At 70.5% G+C, this 16,298-nt stretch carries 15 protein-coding genes and 1 pseudogene; 9 read left to right on the top strand and 7 right to left on the bottom strand.

Annotated features, from left to right (window positions below; all coding sequences use genetic code 11):
* Positions 1-306: 306 nt before the first annotated feature.
* Positions 307-1,968 carry an FAD-dependent oxidoreductase gene (locus DEJ43_RS34010; RefSeq protein WP_150253482.1) on the bottom strand — a complete coding sequence of 554 codons (1,662 nt, stop codon included), beginning with the start codon at positions 1,966-1,968 and terminating at the stop codon, positions 307-309.
* A 234-nt stretch (positions 1,969-2,202) separates the two neighbouring features.
* On the opposite strand from DEJ43_RS34010, the gene DEJ43_RS34005 reads away from it, so the two are divergent.
* The 7 genes from DEJ43_RS34005 to DEJ43_RS33975 all read left to right on the top strand — a co-directional run bounded on the left by DEJ43_RS34005 (position 2,203) and on the right by DEJ43_RS33975 (position 7,517).
* The gene (locus DEJ43_RS34005; protein ID WP_015037979.1) at positions 2,203-3,324 is read left to right on the top strand and encodes a SchA/CurD-like domain-containing protein; all 1,122 of its coding nucleotides are present in this window, start codon (positions 2,203-2,205) and stop codon (positions 3,322-3,324) included.
* A gap of 67 nt (positions 3,325-3,391) precedes the next feature.
* Positions 3,392-3,862, top strand: a complete 471-nt coding sequence (locus tag DEJ43_RS34000) for a cupin domain-containing protein (protein WP_015037978.1) — start codon at positions 3,392-3,394, stop codon at positions 3,860-3,862.
* Positions 3,859-5,127, top strand: a complete 1,269-nt coding sequence (locus DEJ43_RS33995; protein WP_015037977.1) for a beta-ketoacyl-[acyl-carrier-protein] synthase family protein — start codon at positions 3,859-3,861, stop codon at positions 5,125-5,127. The genes DEJ43_RS34000 and DEJ43_RS33995 overlap by 4 nt, the downstream gene beginning before the upstream one ends.
* The gene (locus tag DEJ43_RS33990; RefSeq protein WP_015037976.1) at positions 5,124-6,371 is read left to right on the top strand and encodes a ketosynthase chain-length factor; all 1,248 of its coding nucleotides are present in this window, start codon (positions 5,124-5,126) and stop codon (positions 6,369-6,371) included. The genes DEJ43_RS33995 and DEJ43_RS33990 overlap by 4 nt, the downstream gene beginning before the upstream one ends.
* 24 nt (positions 6,372-6,395) lie before the next feature.
* Positions 6,396-6,656, top strand: a complete 261-nt coding sequence (locus tag DEJ43_RS33985; protein ID WP_015037975.1) for a phosphopantetheine-binding protein — start codon at positions 6,396-6,398, stop codon at positions 6,654-6,656.
* Between the two features lies 1 nt (position 6,657).
* The gene (locus DEJ43_RS33980; RefSeq protein WP_015037974.1) at positions 6,658-7,137 is read left to right on the top strand and encodes an SRPBCC family protein; all 480 of its coding nucleotides are present in this window, start codon (positions 6,658-6,660) and stop codon (positions 7,135-7,137) included.
* 47 nt (positions 7,138-7,184) lie between these two features.
* Complete coding sequence (locus DEJ43_RS33975; RefSeq protein WP_015037973.1) at positions 7,185-7,517, top strand: TcmI family type II polyketide cyclase; 333 nt, start codon at positions 7,185-7,187, stop codon at positions 7,515-7,517.
* Positions 7,518-7,612: 95 nt separating this feature from the next.
* On the opposite strand, the gene DEJ43_RS33970 is transcribed toward DEJ43_RS33975, so the two are convergent.
* Together DEJ43_RS33970 and DEJ43_RS33965 are read right to left on the bottom strand one after the other, a co-directional pair.
* A complete protein-coding gene (locus tag DEJ43_RS33970) occupies positions 7,613-8,641 on the bottom strand; it encodes a methyltransferase (RefSeq protein ID WP_015037972.1) in 1,029 nt (342 codons plus the stop codon).
* A 54-nt stretch (positions 8,642-8,695) separates the two neighbouring features.
* Entirely contained in the window at positions 8,696-9,760 is a 1,065-nt protein-coding gene (locus DEJ43_RS33965; protein ID WP_015037971.1) for a right-handed parallel beta-helix repeat-containing protein, read from the bottom strand.
* Positions 9,761-9,949: 189 nt separating this feature from the next.
* Here DEJ43_RS33965 and DEJ43_RS33960 point away from each other — a divergent pair, with 189 nt between their 5' ends.
* Positions 9,950-11,494, top strand: a complete 1,545-nt coding sequence (locus DEJ43_RS33960) for an MFS transporter (protein WP_041663205.1) — start codon at positions 9,950-9,952, stop codon at positions 11,492-11,494.
* A 193-nt stretch (positions 11,495-11,687) separates the two neighbouring features.
* Here DEJ43_RS33960 and DEJ43_RS33955 read toward each other — a convergent pair whose 3' ends face one another.
* The 4 genes and pseudogenes from DEJ43_RS33955 to DEJ43_RS33940 form a co-directional block, all read right to left on the bottom strand.
* Positions 11,688-12,284: a class F sortase gene (locus tag DEJ43_RS33955; protein ID WP_015037969.1), complete on the bottom strand. Its 597-nt coding sequence runs from the start codon at positions 12,282-12,284 to the stop codon at positions 11,688-11,690.
* Between the two features lie 229 nt (positions 12,285-12,513).
* The gene (locus DEJ43_RS33950; RefSeq protein WP_015037968.1) at positions 12,514-13,143 is read right to left on the bottom strand and encodes a hypothetical protein; all 630 of its coding nucleotides are present in this window, start codon (positions 13,141-13,143) and stop codon (positions 12,514-12,516) included.
* A gap of 338 nt (positions 13,144-13,481) precedes the next feature.
* Positions 13,482-13,825, bottom strand: a pseudogene (locus DEJ43_RS33945) (DUF2083 domain-containing protein); the annotation flags it as partial.
* A 235-nt stretch (positions 13,826-14,060) separates the two neighbouring features.
* Complete coding sequence (locus DEJ43_RS33940; RefSeq protein ID WP_041663202.1) at positions 14,061-15,296, bottom strand: PucR family transcriptional regulator; 1,236 nt, start codon at positions 15,294-15,296, stop codon at positions 14,061-14,063.
* A 355-nt stretch (positions 15,297-15,651) separates the two neighbouring features.
* Here DEJ43_RS33940 and DEJ43_RS33935 point away from each other — a divergent pair, with 355 nt between their 5' ends.
* Positions 15,652-16,260, top strand: a complete 609-nt coding sequence (locus DEJ43_RS33935) for a helix-turn-helix domain-containing protein (protein ID WP_015037965.1) — start codon at positions 15,652-15,654, stop codon at positions 16,258-16,260.
* Positions 16,261-16,298 lie beyond the last annotated feature (38 nt).

Genomic DNA, 16,298 nt, shown 5'->3' with positions numbered 1-16,298 from the left:
CGGCGGAGCTTTCCCGGCCGGCTGGGCAGCGCGGCGCTGTGCTGTGCTGTGCTCCGTGCACGAGCAGAACCCCGACCGGTGAGCACCGCAACGGGAGATTCGCGCGCGCTGTCCCCCGGTCGGGGTCTTGATCTGCCCTGCTGGTGATCATTTGCGCAGGTCACCGCGGCTTGTCCGGTGCTCGGGATCGGACGACGTCCTGCGCGCGAACGGTCTAGCCGCAAGGATCACGAGCGTCGTCGGTGCTGCCTGGTCCGGTTCGTGGCGAAGGCTTCCGGCCCTGCCGTGCGGGCGGCAAGGAAGCGGTCAGTCCCGGCCCAGGATCGCCGTGAGGGCTTGCCGCAGCACCACTCCGGGGTCCGCCGACGCTCCTTCGGACCGCCACGCGACGAAGCCGTCGGGGCGGACCAGCACCGCGCCGTCCGGAGTGGCGCCGTGAACCTCCGCCCAGTCCGTTTCGCTCACGGGGGTGAGATCCGCGGCGGGACCCGCACCGATCCGGTACGAGTCGAGCGGCACCGACAGCTGCTGCGCGACGTGCGTCGCCGCGGTGTGCCAGTCGCAGGCGCCGTCTTCGGAACTCAGAAGGACCAGGGACCGCTCGTACAGATCGAGCGTGGAGACCCGGGTACCGGCGCGGCTCAGCCACATGTGGGGTGCCCGGCTTCCGGGTTCACCCGTCAGTCGCAGCCCGTCGGGCACGACCGGCATGGTCCGATCGGTGCCCAGGACGGCGCCCTGCGGGTAGCGGTAGCCGAGCACGTCGCTGAGGATGCCGCCCTTCTTCCCCTGGGGGCCGCCGGATCCGGGGCCGGGGGCGTACCCGGGGTGGCTGTGCTCGACCGACCGCGCCGCAGCCCGGGCACTCGTCGTCTCCGCGACCGGCCGGCGCTCCGCGCCGTAGGAGGCGAGCAGGCCGGGGCCGGCCCAGCCGCCCAGTACGGCCGCGAGCTTCCAGGCGAGGTTGTGCGCGTCCTGGATGCCGGTGTTGGAGCCGAACGCCCCGGTGGGCGGCATCTCGTGGGCGGAGTCGCCGGCGAGGAACACCCGGCCCTCCGCGTACCGTTCGGCGACCCTCTGCGCCGCGTGCCAAGGAGCTCTGCCGGTGATCTCCACATCGAGGTCCGGCACCCCCACGGCCCGCCGGATGTGTTCCCGGCACCGCTCGTCGGTGAACTCCTCCAGTGTCTCGCCGTGTTCGGGGTGCCAGGGAGCGTGGAACACCCAGTGCTCCCGGTTGTCGACGGGCAGTAGGGCCCCGTCGGCCTCCGGGTTCGTCAGGTAGCAGACGATGAACTTCCGGTCGCCGACGACGTCCGCGAGGCCGCGGGACACGAAGGTGATGCTCACGTTGTGGAAGAGGTCGCCCGGACCGCTCTGCCCGATGCCGAGTTGCTCGCGGACCGGGCTGCGCGGGCCGTCCGCCGCGACCAGGTAGTCCGCGCGGATGGTGGTGTGTTCACCGGTGCCGCGACTCTTGACCTGCGCGGTCACCCCTTCGGCGTCCTGCTCGAAGAACATCAGCTCGGTCGCGAACCGCAGATCTCCGCCGAGCTCCCGAGCGTGCTTCAGGAGCACCGGTTCGAGATCGTTCTGGCTGCACAGACACCACCCCGCGGGGCTGATGCGGGCGATCCCGCCACCGGGGTCGATGTCCTTGAACAGCCACTCGCCGACATCGCCCACCAGGCTCGGCGTCTGCAGGATCCCGTTGTTGGCTGCCAGGACCGACGCGGCCTCCTGGATGGGCAGCGTCATGCCGGCGCTGCGGAACACCTCCATCGTGCGCACGTTGTTGCCGCGGCCGCGCGGGTGGATCGAGGTGGCGGCATGGCGCTCGACCAGCGTGTGCGGCACTCCGAGACGCCCCAGGAACAGCGAGGTGGACAGGCCCACCAGTGAGCCGCCGACGATGAGAACGGGCGTGCGGTGGCCGGTCGCTTCCCCGGCCGAGTCGAATCGGGTCATTGCTCGTCTCCGGCGTCGCCTGCGACGCGAGTTGGGGATGGGATGCAGATTCATGCCCTTCGGGGACGGGTTCGCGTGCCTTGGGCACCCGGATGACACGCGGTTCACTCGTCCGCTTCACGTGGCTCGCGCGCTGTCGGCGCTCCTGTCGAGGATCGACACATGTCGGCCTCGGCGTTTCGGCTGGGTAGGCCGTCTCCCCACCCCCCACCGAGAAGAGAAGAGGTGTGCCGGATGGCCCCCTCGGGACGCATCTCGCAGTCTGTGTTCGACGGCTCCAGGCTGCGGGTGATCCTCCTGCTCGACCTGTACGAAGGAGCGCAGCAGCAGTTCCTTGACGCGTACGAGCTCATGCGCAAGCAGGTCGCCTCCGTGCCCGGCCACATCAGTGACCAGCTCTGCCAGTCCATCGAGAACCCCTCGCAGTGGCTGATCACCAGCGAGTGGGAGAGCGCGCCGCCGTTCCTCGCGTGGGTGAACAGCGAGGAGCACGTCGAAACCGTCAAGCCGATGCACAGCTGTGTCCGGGACACCCGGTCGATGCGCTACAGCATCCTCCGGGAGACGAGCCCCGGCCGGCCGGCCTCGCGGACCGCGGCATCGGCCGACGTGCCGGTGGAGCCCCGTGTGGGCGACGGTGTGGCACGCCATGCCCTCACCTTCACCGTCAAGCCGGGTTCCGAGTCGAAGGTGGCGGAGCTCCTGGCCGGTTACGAGTCGCCCCAGGCCCAGGTCGACGAGAACACACGGCTGCGCCGCACCTCCCTCTTCATGCACGGGAACCGCGTCGTGCGTGCCGTGGAGGTGGAGGGCGACCTGCTCGTGGCGCTGCGGCACGTCGCCCGGCAGCCTCAGGTGCGAGCGGTCGAGGAAGCCATCAACCCGTACCTCGAGCAGGACCGGGACCTGACCGACCCCGAGTCGGCACGGGTGTTCTTCACCCGGGCCGCGCTGCCCGCCGTCCATCACGTGGTGTCCGACCGGCCTGTTCCGGCCGACCTGCGACGGCACGCGCTGTACTACCCGGCCAAGGAGGGCCAGGGGATGGCGCTCGCCCGGCTGCTCTCCCATCAGGACCGGGCCGCCGCGGACGATCCGGACAACCCGGTGCACAGCAGCACTGTGTTCCAGCGCGACGACATCGTGGTGCGCCTCGTCGACGTCACGGGCGACCTCGACCTCGACCCCGTCGCCTCCCTCGGGCTCAAGGGTCCGGGGAAGGCAGCGGAGTTGGAACGCCTCCTCGACGGCGCCGCGGTCGGCGTCGAGGGCTCCCTGGAGACGGACCGCAACATCAACCGGCTTCTGTCGCACGCGGACATGCTGCCCGTCACGGATCGTTCGGCGCACTCCTGACTGACGACCGCGGCTCGCACCGCGGCCGCTCTCCGGCACGTCACTGTCACCTCTGGAGGTAGCAACCATGCTCAACCAGCGTCCACGCATCGTGAACCTCAGCGAGACGGAACCCAACCGCAGGCGGGGAGGTGACCTGCGGGCCATGCTCACGCCGGCCACCGTGGGTTCCACCAGCGGCTTCATGGGCCTGGCCATCGTCCAGCCCGGCGAGCGCATCGGCGAGCATTACCACCCGTACTCCGAGGAGTTCGTGTACGTGGTCTCGGGCGCACTGGAGGTGGACCTGGATGGCGACACGTACGCGCTCCAGCCCGATCAGGGCCTCCTGATCCCGATCGACGTACGGCACCGCTTCCGCAACGTGGGCGATGTGGAGGCCCGCATGGTCTTCCACCTGGGCCCGCTCGCCCCCCGACCGAGCCTCGGCCACGTCGACACGGAAATCACCGACGAGGCCGAGCTCGCCGCCGCGGGCCCGCACCTGACCGTGCACGACCCGGGACGGGTCTCCGAGCGAAGCGGGGCCATCGAGTGAACCGGCGAGTGGCCGTCACCGGCATCGGTGTGGTCGCTCCAGGCGGCATCGGGTCACGTGCGTTCTGGGACCTGCTCGCCGCCGGACGTACCGCGACCCGCGGGATAACGCTGTTCGACCCGGTCGGGCTGCGCTCCCGCATAGCCGCCGAGTGCGACTTCGACCCGGCGGAACACGGACTGGATCCGGATCTGAGCCGCCACGCCGACCGGTACATCCAGTTCGCCGTGGTCGCCGCCGGGGAAGCCGTCCGCGACTCCGGACTCGACACCGACGCCGAAGACCCCTGGCGCGTCGCCGTCTCCCTGGGCAGCGCCGTCGGCGGCACCACCCGGCTCGAACACGACTACGTCCTGGTCAGCGAGGGCGGGCGGCGGTGGGACGTGGACCACCGCGCGGCCGACCCCAAGCTGCACATGGCGTTCTCGCCGAGCACGCTCTCCTCCGTCGTGGCCGAGCAGTTCGGCGCCCGCGGCCCGGTGCAGACGGTCTCCACCGGCTGCACCTCCGGCCTCGACGCCGTGGGCTATGCCTTCCACACCATCGCGGAGGGCCGGGCCGACGTCTGCATCTCAGGTGCGTCGGACTCCCCCATCTCCCCCATCACCATGGCCTGCTTCGACGCCATCAAGGCCACGTCGCCCGACAACGACGACCCGGAGCACGCCTCCCGGCCCTTCGACAACAACCGCAACGGTTTCGTCATGGGCGAAGGCGCGGCCGTCCTCGTCCTGGAGGAGTACGAGCACGCCAGGGCACGCGGTGCGCACATCTACTGCGAGATCGGCGGCTACGCCACCTTCGGCAACGCGTACCACATGACCGGTCTGACCGGCGAGGGGCTGGAGATGTCCCGGGCGATCGACTCCACGCTCGACCAGGCCCGGCTCGATCCCACGCGGATCGACTACGTCAACGCACACGGCTCTGGCACCCGGCAGAACGACCGGCACGAGACCGCCGCTGTGAAGCGATCCCTGGGCTCGCACGCGTACGACACGCCCATGAGCTCCATCAAATCCATGGTGGGGCACTCGCTCGGAGCGATCGGGGCGATCGAGGTGGCTGCCTGCGTGCTCGCGCTGAAGCACCAAGTGGTACCTCCGACGGCGAACTACGAGACCCCCGACCCCGAGTGCGACCTGGACTACGTGCCGCGCGACGCCCGCCCCCGGAAGCTCAGGAACGTGCTCTCCGTCGGCAGCGGATTCGGCGGCTTCCAGTCCGCGGTGCTCCTGACGGGACCGGGCGGGAGGACACGATGAGCACTGAGCGCCCACGGCGCGCGGTCGTCACCGGGATCGGCGTGATCGCCCCCAATGGATTGCGCGCCGACGCGTACTGGAAGTCCGTCCGGGAAGGGCTGGGCGTTCTGGACCGGATCACCCGTGAGGGATGCGAGGACCTGCCCCTCAAGGTCGCGGGCGAGGTCCGCGGCTTCGATCCCTCCGATCTGATCGAGGAGCCCTTCCTCGTCCAGACCGACCGCTTCAGCCACTACGCGATGGCCGCGGCCCAGCTCGCGCTCGACGACGCCGGCCTCGTCCACGACGGCCCGGAGGAACCCTTCTCCATCGGCGTCGTCACCGCCGCCGGCTCCGGCGGCGGCGAGTTCGGCCAGCGGGAGCTCCAGAAGCTCTGGGGCCAGGGGTCCAAGTTCGTCGGCCCGTACCAGTCGATCGCCTGGTTCTACGCCGCGAGCACCGGCCAGATCTCCATCCGGAGCGGCCTCAAGGGGCCGTGCGGCGTGGTCGCGAGCGACGAGGCGGGCGGCCTGGACGCCATCGCCCACGCCGCTCGGGGCGTACGACGCGGTACGGGGGCGGTGCTCGTCGGCGCCGCGGAGGCGCCCCTCGCCCCGTACTCGATGGTGTGCCAGCTCGGCTACCCCGAGCTCAGCACTGTCGAGGACCCGGACCGCGCCTACCGGCCCTTCACCTCGGCCGCCTGTGGCTTCGTCCCGGCGGAGGGCGGCGCGATGCTCGTCGTGGAGGAGGAGTCCCGCGCCCGCGACCGGGGAGCGGCCGTCCGGGCCGTGGTGGCCGGCCACGGCGCCACGTTCACCGGCGCCTCCCGCTGGGAGGAGTCCCGGGAGGGACTCGCCCGCGCCATCCGTGTCGCCCTCGACGAGGCCGGGTGCGCCCCCGAGGAAGTCGACGTCGTTTTCGCCGACGCCCTGGGCGTACCGGAGGCGGACCGTGCCGAGGCGCTGGCGATCGCCGACGCCCTCGGAGCGCACGCCACCCGCGTCGCCGTCACCGCGCCGAAGGCGGGCATCGGCCGCGCCTACTGCGGAGCGCCCGTCCTGGACACCGCTGCCGCGGTGCTCGCGATGGAGCACGGCGTGGTGCCGCCCACTCCCAATGTGTTCGACATCTGCCACGACCTCGATCTGGTGATGTCCCGCGCTCGGCCCGCCGAGCTGCGCACAGCCCTCGTCCTCAGCCGGGGACTCATGGGATCCAACGCGGCGCTGATCGTGCGCCGCGGCGACGAGTCCGCCCGGTAGGACCGGGCGGGAAGGAGAGCACACATGATCACCACCGCACTGACCTTCGACGAACTCTCCACGCTGATGAAGCAGGCAGCCGGCGTCACCGTCGACGCCCGGGAGCTGGAGAAGGCGCCGGACGCGCCGTTCACCACCCTCGGTCTCGACTCGCTCGGCCTGCTCGGCATCGTCGGCGAGCTGGAGAACCGGTACAGCGTGGCGCTGCCCACCGACGCGGAGCGCTGCAAGACGCCGGGCGAGTTCGTCGGCCTGGTGAACAACGCCCTCAGGACTGGAGTCTGACGTGGCCGGTCACACCGACAACAGCATCACGATCGACGCCCCGCTCGACCTCGTCTGGGACATCACCAACGACATCGAGAAGTGGCCCGACCTCTTCAGCGAGTACGCCTCCCTCGAAGTGCTCTCCCGCGAGGGCGACTCCACCACCTTCCGCCTGACCATGCATCCGGACGCGTCCGGGAAGGTCTGGAGCTGGGTGTCGGAGCGGACCGTGGACCGCCCCGGGCGGACCGTTCGCGCCCGCCGCGTGGAGACCGGTCCGTTCGACCACATGAACATCCGGTGGGAGTACGAGGAGACCCCGGCCGGCATCCACATGCGCTGGGTGCAGGACTTCGCGATGAAGCCCGACGCTCCGGTCGACGACGCCTGGATGACCGACAACATCAACCGCAACTCCCGCACACAGATGGCCCTCATCCGGGACCGCATCGAGCAGGTCGCCCGCGACCGCCGGAGCGCCCCGGTCCTGCCCGGTTGACCGCCTGCCGCGGACACTCGCACACCTGCACCCTGAAAGGACGCTCGATGCACCACGCCCTGATCGTCGCTCGCATGGCGCCCGGCTCGGCCCCGGCGATCGCCGACGTGTTCGCCGCCTCCGACCGTGGGGAGCTTCCCCACCTGGTCGGCGTCACGCGGCGTCGCCTGTTCCAGTTCGGCGACGTGTACCTGCACCTCATCGAGTCGGAACAGGACCCGGGGCCGGCCATCGCGAAGCTGACCGGACACCCCGAGTTCCGCGACGCCAGCGAGAAGCTGTCGGCGTACGTCAGCGCGTACGACCCGCTGACGTGGCGGAGCCCCAAGGACGCCATGGCGCGGTGCTTCTACAGCTGGGAGCGCGACGCAGGTTCCTGATCCCCCCGAGATACGCACGGCAGGGAAACCCGAGGCCGCCCGCCCCGCGAACGACGCGGAGCGGGCGGCCTCGGGTTCTCCTCCTCCCCTCCCCGTCAGGCGGGCACGGTGCACTCGAAGGCGTGGAGGTACGCGTTGACGGGGCGGACCTCGCCGATGACGAGCCCCGCGTCCGTCAGCCGGTCGACCATGCTCTGCCGGGTGTGCTTCGCACCCCCGACGTTGAGGAGCAGCAGCAGGTCCATGGCGGTGGTGAACCTCATCGAGGGGGTGTCGTCGACGAGGTTCTCGATCACGACGACCCGTGCGCCGGGACGCGCCGCCTTGCGGACGTTGGCGAGCGCCCTGCGGGTGCTGTCGTCGTCCCACTCCAGGATGTTCTTGATGATGTACACGTCCGCCTGGACCGGGATGTCCTCGCGGCAGTCGCCGGCCACCACACGCACCCGGGAGCTGAGCGCCCCGCCGTCCCGCAGGCGCGGGTCGGCGTTCTCCACCACTCCCGGCAGGTCGAGCAGTGCGCCGTTCAGGGAGGGATGCTTCTCCAGCAGACTCGCCAGGACGTGTCCCTGTCCGCCGCCGATATCCGCGACGGAGGACACGTCGCCCAGGTCGAGGAGGTCCGCGACGTCCTGTGCCGACTGCTTGCTCGACGTCGTCATGGCCCGGTTGAAGACGTGGGCGGACTCGGGCGCGTCTTCGTTGAGGTACGTGAAGAACTCCCTCTCGTACACGTCCTCGAAGACGTTCCGTCCGGAGCGCACCGCCTCGTCGAGCTTCGGCCAGACGTCCCACGTCCACGGTTCAGTGCACCACAGTGCGATGTACCGCAGGCTGTGCGGATCGTCCTCGCGCAACAGCCGGGACATCTCCGTGTGGGCGAAGGTGCCGTCGGGCTGCTCGGTGAAGACCCCTTGACAGGACAGCGCGCGCAGCAGCCTGCGCAGGGTCCGCGGCGGGGTCTTGACCGCTGCCGCGAGGTCTTCCACGGTCATGGGCGTGTCGCCCAGTGCATCGGCCACGCCCAGGCGGGCGGCCGCGCGTACGGCGGCGGCGCATGCCGCCCCGAAGACGAGTTCCCTCAGCCGCATCGGCGGGGCGGGAGCCGGATCAACCGTTGTCATGTGTTTCGCCTTGTCCTTGGTGCGTGCCGTGGGAGATGTGGAGAACCCGGTGGGTCAGCACATTCCGGCGGGCTCCGAGAGGGTGCAGGTGTTGCGGGTGAAGGTGTTTCCCCGACCGGTGTCCCGGTCGGCCAGATCGGCGGGGCTGTTGCGCACCACCACGTTGTCGCGGATCGCGTTCTGCGCGTTCGGAACGCCCACGAAGCTCTTGAACAGCACGATGCCGCCCGACAGCGGCGAGGCGCCCACGTTGCCGACGACCCTGTTCTTCTCCACCACCGTCTCCTCGGCGCCGGTGAGGACGATGCCCGAGCCTTGCAGGAAGGGCAGACGGGGGGTCTTCGGGCAGTACTTGTTGTTGGTGTGGATGTTGTTCCGGCGCAGTGTCATGGCTCCGGCACGCGGCGTGGACTCGTCGCCCACCACGAACACCGCAGCGCAGTTGCCGGTCGCCTCGTTGTGGTCGACGTTCACGTTCCGCAGGCGCCGCACGGTGAGGCCGATCCGGTTGCCGGTCAGGCTGTTGCGGGTGACCAGCGTCCCCTCGGCGTCCGTGGCGCCTGCCTCCGTGTCGGTGGTGTTGGCCAGGAACAGTCCGGCGTCGGCGTTGTTCCTGGCGGTGTTGTGGCTGAGGACACCACGCGTGGATCTCTCCTGGGCGATGCCCCACTTCCCGTTCTTCTCCGCGAGCACCTTGCGGACCGTCAGCCGGTCGGTGCGGGTGGCCCACAGGCCATTGGCTGTGAAGCCCCTCAGCGCGAGCGAGCGCACGGTGACGCCCTCGACGGGGTCGCTGTCCGTCCCGGTCACGCAGATGCCGTGACCGGCCTTGGCGCACACGTCGGTGGCGGTGCCGTCACCGGGCACGAGGACGGTGGAGGCGGAGCCCGAGCCGAGCAGGGTCAGGCGCGAGGTGGTGATGCGGACGCTCTCGCGGTAGGTGCCGGGTTTCAGGACGATGGTGTCCCCCGGCTTCGCGGCGTCCACGGCCTTCTGGATCGATTCGCCGGGCTTCACCAGGTGCACCGTCCGGCTCACGGCACCGGGGGCGGCCGCACCCAATCCCGAGCCCGCGAGGGCCACGGTGCAGGCCAGCAGCGCGATCTGTCGTTTGGTCATGTGCCGAAGCTAAGAGCGCGTATTCCGGCCTGCCACCGGTGATCCCCCAGGCGGACCCAGGCATACCTCCCTGTGGCCCACGCCCGGGCGTGGCGGGCGGGTCCTTACGGGAATCGCTGCTCCTCCGTGAATCATGGGGGGGGCCGCCGGGGGCACGTCTTCGGTGCGGCGGGCAGCGAAGGGGTTCGGATGCGCAAGTGGTGGCCCTTGGCCGCGATCTGTCTGGGCACGTTGATGCTCCTGCTGGACGTCACGATCGTGACCGTGGCGCTGCCCGCCATGGCCATGGATCTCGGCACCACGCTCTCCGACCTCGAATGGGTCGTCGACGCGTACGCACTGGCCTTGGCGTCGCTGCTGCTCGCTGTCGGTTCCCACGCCGACCGGATCGGCCGCAGGAAGGTGTACCTGGTCGGGCTGATCGTCTTCACCGCGGCATCGGTGGCGTGCGCGGTCGCCCCGAACGCGGGTGTGCTGATCGGCGCCCGCGCGGTACAAGGAGTGGGCGCCGCCGGGATGTTCGGTACGACGATCGCCCTGCTCGGCATGCACTACAAGGGCCGGGATCGGGCTGTGGCCTTCGCCGTGTGGGGCGCCACGAACTCGGTCGCCGCAGCGGCAGGCCCGGTGGTCGGCGGACTCCTCACCCAGTACCTGGACTGGCGGTGGATCTTCCTCGTCAACCTGCCCGTCTGTCTGGCCGCGGTCGTGATGACCCTGCGCTCCGTACGAGAGGCCAGGGGCCGGGGCCGCCGGCGTGCGGACGTCCTCGGGACCGTCGCCTTCACGGTGGCGAGCGGCACCCTCACGTTCGGGCTGATCCGTGCCCATTCCGAGGGCTGGACGACTCCCCTCACCCTCGGCCTGTTCACCACCGCGGCCGTCGCCCTCGCCCTGTTCGTCGCGGCCGAGACGCGGCACGAGCACCCCGTGCTCGACCTGTCCCTGTTCCGCAGACCGTCGTTCACCGGCATCATGATCAGCGCCCTGTTCCTGCAAGGAGCCGCGTTCGCCTACCTGTTGTACGAGTCCTTGTGGATGCAGTCCGTCCTGGGGTACGAGCCTGTCGAAGCAGGCCTCTACATCCTGCCCATGTGTGCCGCCGCGTTCCTCGCGTCCGTGCTCGCGGGCCGCTTCGGCCCCTGGCAGCCACGGGCGGCCATCGCGGGAGGGCTGGCACTCATCGCGCTCGGCTCCGGCATGCAGGCCACCCTCGACGCCGGATCCTCGGGCAGCAGCCTCGTGGCGGGGCTCGTCGTCGCCGGCCTGGGCGTCGGGCTCGTGACACCCGGTCTGCCGGCGGCTGCCCTGGCCACGGTGCCGCCGGAGCGCGGGGGCATGGTCGGCGGTGCGGTCAACACCTTCCGCCAGTTGGGCTTCGCCTTGGGGATCGCCGTGTTCGGCTTCATCTTCCAGTCGCGGATCGAGGGCGTGCTGAAGACCGACGGCCGCATCCCCGACCCGCACGAGGCGGCCGCCGTTCTGAGCGGCGGACAAGCCCGGTCGTTCGTCGCCGGCTGGCCGGAGGACGAGCGCGCCGAGATGACGCACCTGGTGCGCGAGGCGTTCACGTCCGGCCTGAACACGGTGCTGGTCGTGGCGGCGGCCCTGGGGGCGGCGGCCTCACTGATCACGGTCGCGCTGGTACGCGTCCCCAAGGCCGACGCCCGACAGCAGCCGGAAGCGGGCGCGATCCCGGGCGGACAGGAGCCGCGAGCGGACGCCGCCCTGTAGCGCCGGGCGGGCATGGCGTGAGACGTCGCTCCCGGCCGACGTCCTCGAAGAGCTCGACGAGACGCTCTCCGGCCCGGCGGGGGGACCGGCTGGATCCCGGCACGCTCTTGTGGATCGATCGGCCTCTTTGCGTGCAGGCGTCAGCGCGAACGTGGCGGCGGGGCATGCGGAGTCGGTGGTTGCGATGGGGGTGTCACCTGGGTTGCAGGTGGGCGAAGACGACGAGGTTCCCGGTGTAGTCCTTGGCTGCGCGGTCATAGGGGCCTGCGCAGGTGATGAGCCGGACGAGGGCGTCGGGGGTGTCGTCGTAGACGCGCTGGTTCGGGAAGTCGTCCTTGCGGAAGCTTTCCACGGAGTCGATGAGGAAGACCGCGGTGGTGCCGTCGGCACGCGCGACCTCGAAGGAGTCCCCGGCCTCGAGTTCGCCGAGCCGGGCAAAGACGGCCGGTGCGGTGACCGTGTCCAGATGTCCGGCGATGAGCGCGGTTCCCCGCTGGCCGGGAGCAATACCGGCGGCGTGCCATCCGACGAGATTGGTGTCGTCGGCCGGCGGCGGGTCCAAAGCTCCGGAAGGCCCGATCTTCAGGCCGGTGAACGGGGCGTCGACACCGATCTTGGCGATCCTCAGACGGGTGGGGATCGCTCTGGGCATCGCGAGATCGGACCTGGGTTCAGCTTTCGGCGAGGCCCCGTGGGGTGTGCGGGGGGCTGCCGAGGCGCCGGCCGCCGGGTCCGACACGGCCCTGGAGGATGCGGGGCGGGGGGCACCGGTCTCGTCCTGAGTGAACATTCCCGGTCCGGCAAGGACCAGGATCGCGGCGAGCGCCGTCGTCCAGAACACAGTGGGCGCGACCCATCGTGCCGGACGGCGTACTTCTTCGTTCGCGGGGTCAGGTGGGGGTTCCATCACAGACGTCTTCTCAACGGGCATGGCAGGTCCGGGGTCGCGTGGCGAGCAGAGACTACGGCCGCGGCTCAGGGGCTGCCTCAGGGCGGCAGCCCCTGAGCCGGGTGGGCTATCACGCGGTCGCGCCGGCGGTGTTCTTGCGGCGGTAAAGGACGACTGCAGCCGCCCCGCCCGCCAGCACCAGCGCGCCCGTCAGGCTCACCCCGGGCCCCGCGAGGCCGCCGCCACCGGTGTGCATGCCGCCCTTGGGCTTCCGGTGCTCGTCGCCCTGCTGCCTCTGGTACTTGTCACTCTCCTGCTTCTGCTGCTCGGGCTTGCCCCAGTCGTCAGCGTTGACCGCGGACAGAGCGCCCGAACCCGTGCGCATCCCGCCGTACGGCTTGTCGTGCTCCTTCTCGTACTTGCCGCCCTTTTCGTGCTCCTTCGACCAGTCGTCACCACTCACCGCGGTGAGCGCACCTCCGCCGGTGTGCATCCCGCCGTGCGGCTTGCCGTGCTCCTTCTTGTCACTCTTGTCGCTCTTGTCGCTCTTGTCCTTGGACCAGTCGTCGCCGCCGATCAGGGACAGGGCACCGGAGCCGGTGTGCATGCCGCCGTGCGGCTTGTCGTGGTCACGCTTCTGGCTGTGGGCGGAGTCGTCCTTGTCCCAGTCGCCGGCCGCGAGCGCGTAGGCGCCGGGCGTGGTGAGGGCCAGGGCCGCGGCGGTGGCGGTGGTGGCGAAGAGAATGCGGGCAGAACGCATCAATGACTTCCTTCCATCCACTGCGTCAGCTGACCGTTGTCTGCTTTCATACGCAGCGACATGGTCCACCGTCAGCTCTGACATGACGGGTCGCCACCTGAGCTAGTACATAAGGGAACCAGGGGTCGCAGAATCAGCCGAGCGGACGGATGCAGCCGAAACCGGACCCATGTGCCAGGTACGGCGGGGACTCAGCGCAGCGCCCCGAAAGGAGGCGTAACTGCGGTGCCCCCGGCTCTGGCGTCATTCCTGCGGCGAAGGATCGGTCGAACGCGGAGGGGAGCGGTACGGGCCGGAAACCTGCTCAGCGTCGAGGCCGGGCCCTTGACCTGCCCGCGTCACCCCGATCGGGTGTCCTCCACCGCGTAGGGCACGAACGTGCCGGCGTTCTCGTCCACGGCGAGGGTGCGACCGAGCGGCGGCACCGCCCGCTGGAGGCAGTCGAGGCGTTCGCACACGCGGCAGCCCATGCCGATCGGGGTGGCGGCGGCCTTGTTCGTCAGGTCGAGGCCGTCGGAGTAGACCAAGCGGGAGGCGTGGCGGACCTCGCAGCCGAGGCCGATGGCGAAGGTCTTGCCCGGCTCGCCCCAGCCTCCCCTGTGCCGCGTGACGGTGCGGGCGGTCCACAGGTAGCGCTGCCCGTCGGCATGGCGGCCACCTGGACGTGGATCCGGCCGGGCGCAGTCCTTGGAGAAGGACCCCATGCCGCGGGCGAGCTGCCGGGCCATGTGACGCACCATCCGTTCCGGCCCAATAACCTGCTCAGGCGCCGCACTGGCGGTCGCAGGTCAGGAAGCGGGGACGGTCAAGGGCGGTCGCGACCCTACACCGGCAGGCCCCGGTCGCTGCTTGTGAGGAACATTGCTCTGCCCGGGCGATACGGCCCTCGCCACGCTCGGCGGCCGTGCCTCGTGGGCTCAGTTCGGGGCGGTCGTCACGATGTCAGGGGCGATGTCCAGGACCAGGAGCGCCGCCGCCACATGGGTCGGGTTGTCCTCCACCTTGACGGCCGAGAGCTCGTTGGCGCGGGAGACGCGTCGTTCGACGGTGTTGCGGTGCGCGTAGAGGTCGGCGGCCGCCCGGGTGGTGCTGAAGCCGCACTGCACGTAGGTGAGCAGTGCCTGCCGCAGGGCCGTGTCGGCTTCGACCAACGGCCCGAGGGTGCTGATGACGAACCGACGCGCGCCGGCCCGGTCCTTCGTGAGCGCGTCGATCAGCTCGACGTCGGCGTAGGCGGTGAACCGCCGTTCGGACCCCAGCCGGATCACCAGCGCCTGCGCCGCCAGGGCGTCCTGGTGGCTGGAGCGGAATCCTTCGAGTCCGCGTCCCGGCCTTCCCACCGCCGCGCGGACCTCGTCGGTCGCCGCGAGGTCCTTCGCCACGTGGTGAAGGTCCGGGACGGTCTCCCCCGAGAGCCAGATCCACCGCGACGTGGCGCTGGCGCGCGCCACCAGGGCGCTCCGGCCGCCGGCGGAGGAGCGCACGGCGGCGATCGCCTCGTCCAGGGCACCGGCCCGCTGGGGGTCGTCGACCCAGAGGACGAGACCCACGTGCCACCGCGCCATCCGGTAGCGCAGGCGCCCTTCGGCGAGGTCCTCCGCCATCGGTGCCCCACTGGCGATCAGCTGGATCAGCGCGATCCCCTCGGCATCCGTGTTCCCCATGGCCGCGGCGAGGCCGGCTTGCCGCAGGGCCGCGACGGAGTCGAGGGCGTACTGCACCATCGACTGCGCCGTCACGTCCAGGACGCCCACGAGGAGGTCGGGGTCCGCGAAGTCCGCCACGCATTCCTTCAGCCATCGCCGCCAGCCGATCCCCAGGGCCACGCGCCAGGCACCGGCGAAGTCGGGCGCGATGCCGCGGGAGACGAGGTCGTTGATGTACGCCGTGGTCCTCGGGCTGACGTAGGGCTCCACCCTTCGTCCCGGTTGCTGAATGTTCGCGGTCAGCCATTGAACAAGGTCAGAGCGGTTGAGCGCGCGGTCCTCCTCGACCAGCGATGCGTCCGCGAGGAGAGCAGGATCGTTCTGGGCGACGAGAGAGGGCCTTGCGAAGGCGTCGACCCAGGCGTCCGTTTCCGTCAGCAGGCGCTGGCACAGTGACCTGATCGCATCGGCGACCTCACGCGAGGGCGGGGGCCACAGCTCTTCCATGTTCTCAGTGTCCCTCTGCTCTCGGGGAGCCGAGGCTCCCGACATGCCGTGCCCCCGACAGGTGAAGGGCCGTCAGCAGCCGGGCCGGCGACGAAGGCGCGGGCCCTCGGCCGCTGTTTACCACCACTAAACAGCGGCAGATTTACCACGCCCTCCCTGGCGCCACAAGGGGGTGGGCGCCGTCTCCCCGTTCGACGCCGTCGCCCCGTTCGGCGCCGTCGCCCCCTTCGCTGGGGCGCGCCGATTGCCCCTGGCACGCATGCCTTAGCCTCATGCCACGGAGAGGACTCGTCCGGGTCGGCCCGTCACCTGACAGGCATACGACCTCGGCCTCGGGACGGGCGGTGAGCACACCATGTCCATCGGTGACGGCGGGACAGCAGGCGGAGCGGAACGGGGCGCCGCCGCCCTCGAAGCGTCCACCGGCGCGCGACTGCGGAAGTTCAGGCTCGACCGCGGCTTGTCGTTGACGGAGGTCGCGCACCGGGCCGAGGTCACCAAGGGCTTTCTGAGCCAGTTGGAGCGTGGGCTCACCAGCGTGTCCGTCCCGACGTTGCTGCGCGTCTGCGAGGTGCTGCGGATCGGGGTCGGGGAGCTGTTCGCGTACCCCGACGAGCACGTCGTGGACGGCGGAAGCCGGATCGGCATGGGCGGTGAGGGCGTGGCCGAGTACCTGCTCACGCCCGCCGGCACCACGGCGTTCCAGGTCTTCCGTTCCGTGATCGAGCCCGGCGGGGGGACCGGAGGCCCCTATCGGCTCGACACCGCCACGATCTTCGCGATGGGGCTGAGCGGCTCGACCCGTCTGATCGTCGGGGGTGAGACCCGGATGCTGTCGGCAGGGGCGTCCACCTCGTTCTCCGGGCAGACGCTCCACCAGTTCGACAATCCGGGTACGACGGTGAGCGAGGTCCTCTGGGTCCTGTCCCCTCCCCTGCCGCGCGCCGCGCGAGGGCCCGCCTAGGCATCTCACACCCCGCCGTCACGGAGCAGGCGTCGCCC

It is taken from the genome of Streptomyces venezuelae ATCC 10712 (assembly GCF_008639165.1).
In the GTDB taxonomy this organism is placed as follows: Bacteria; Actinomycetota; Actinomycetes; order Streptomycetales; family Streptomycetaceae; genus Streptomyces; species Streptomyces venezuelae.
Note: the sequence above shows the minus strand (reverse complement) of the source record. Positions and strands in the feature narration are given on the sequence as shown.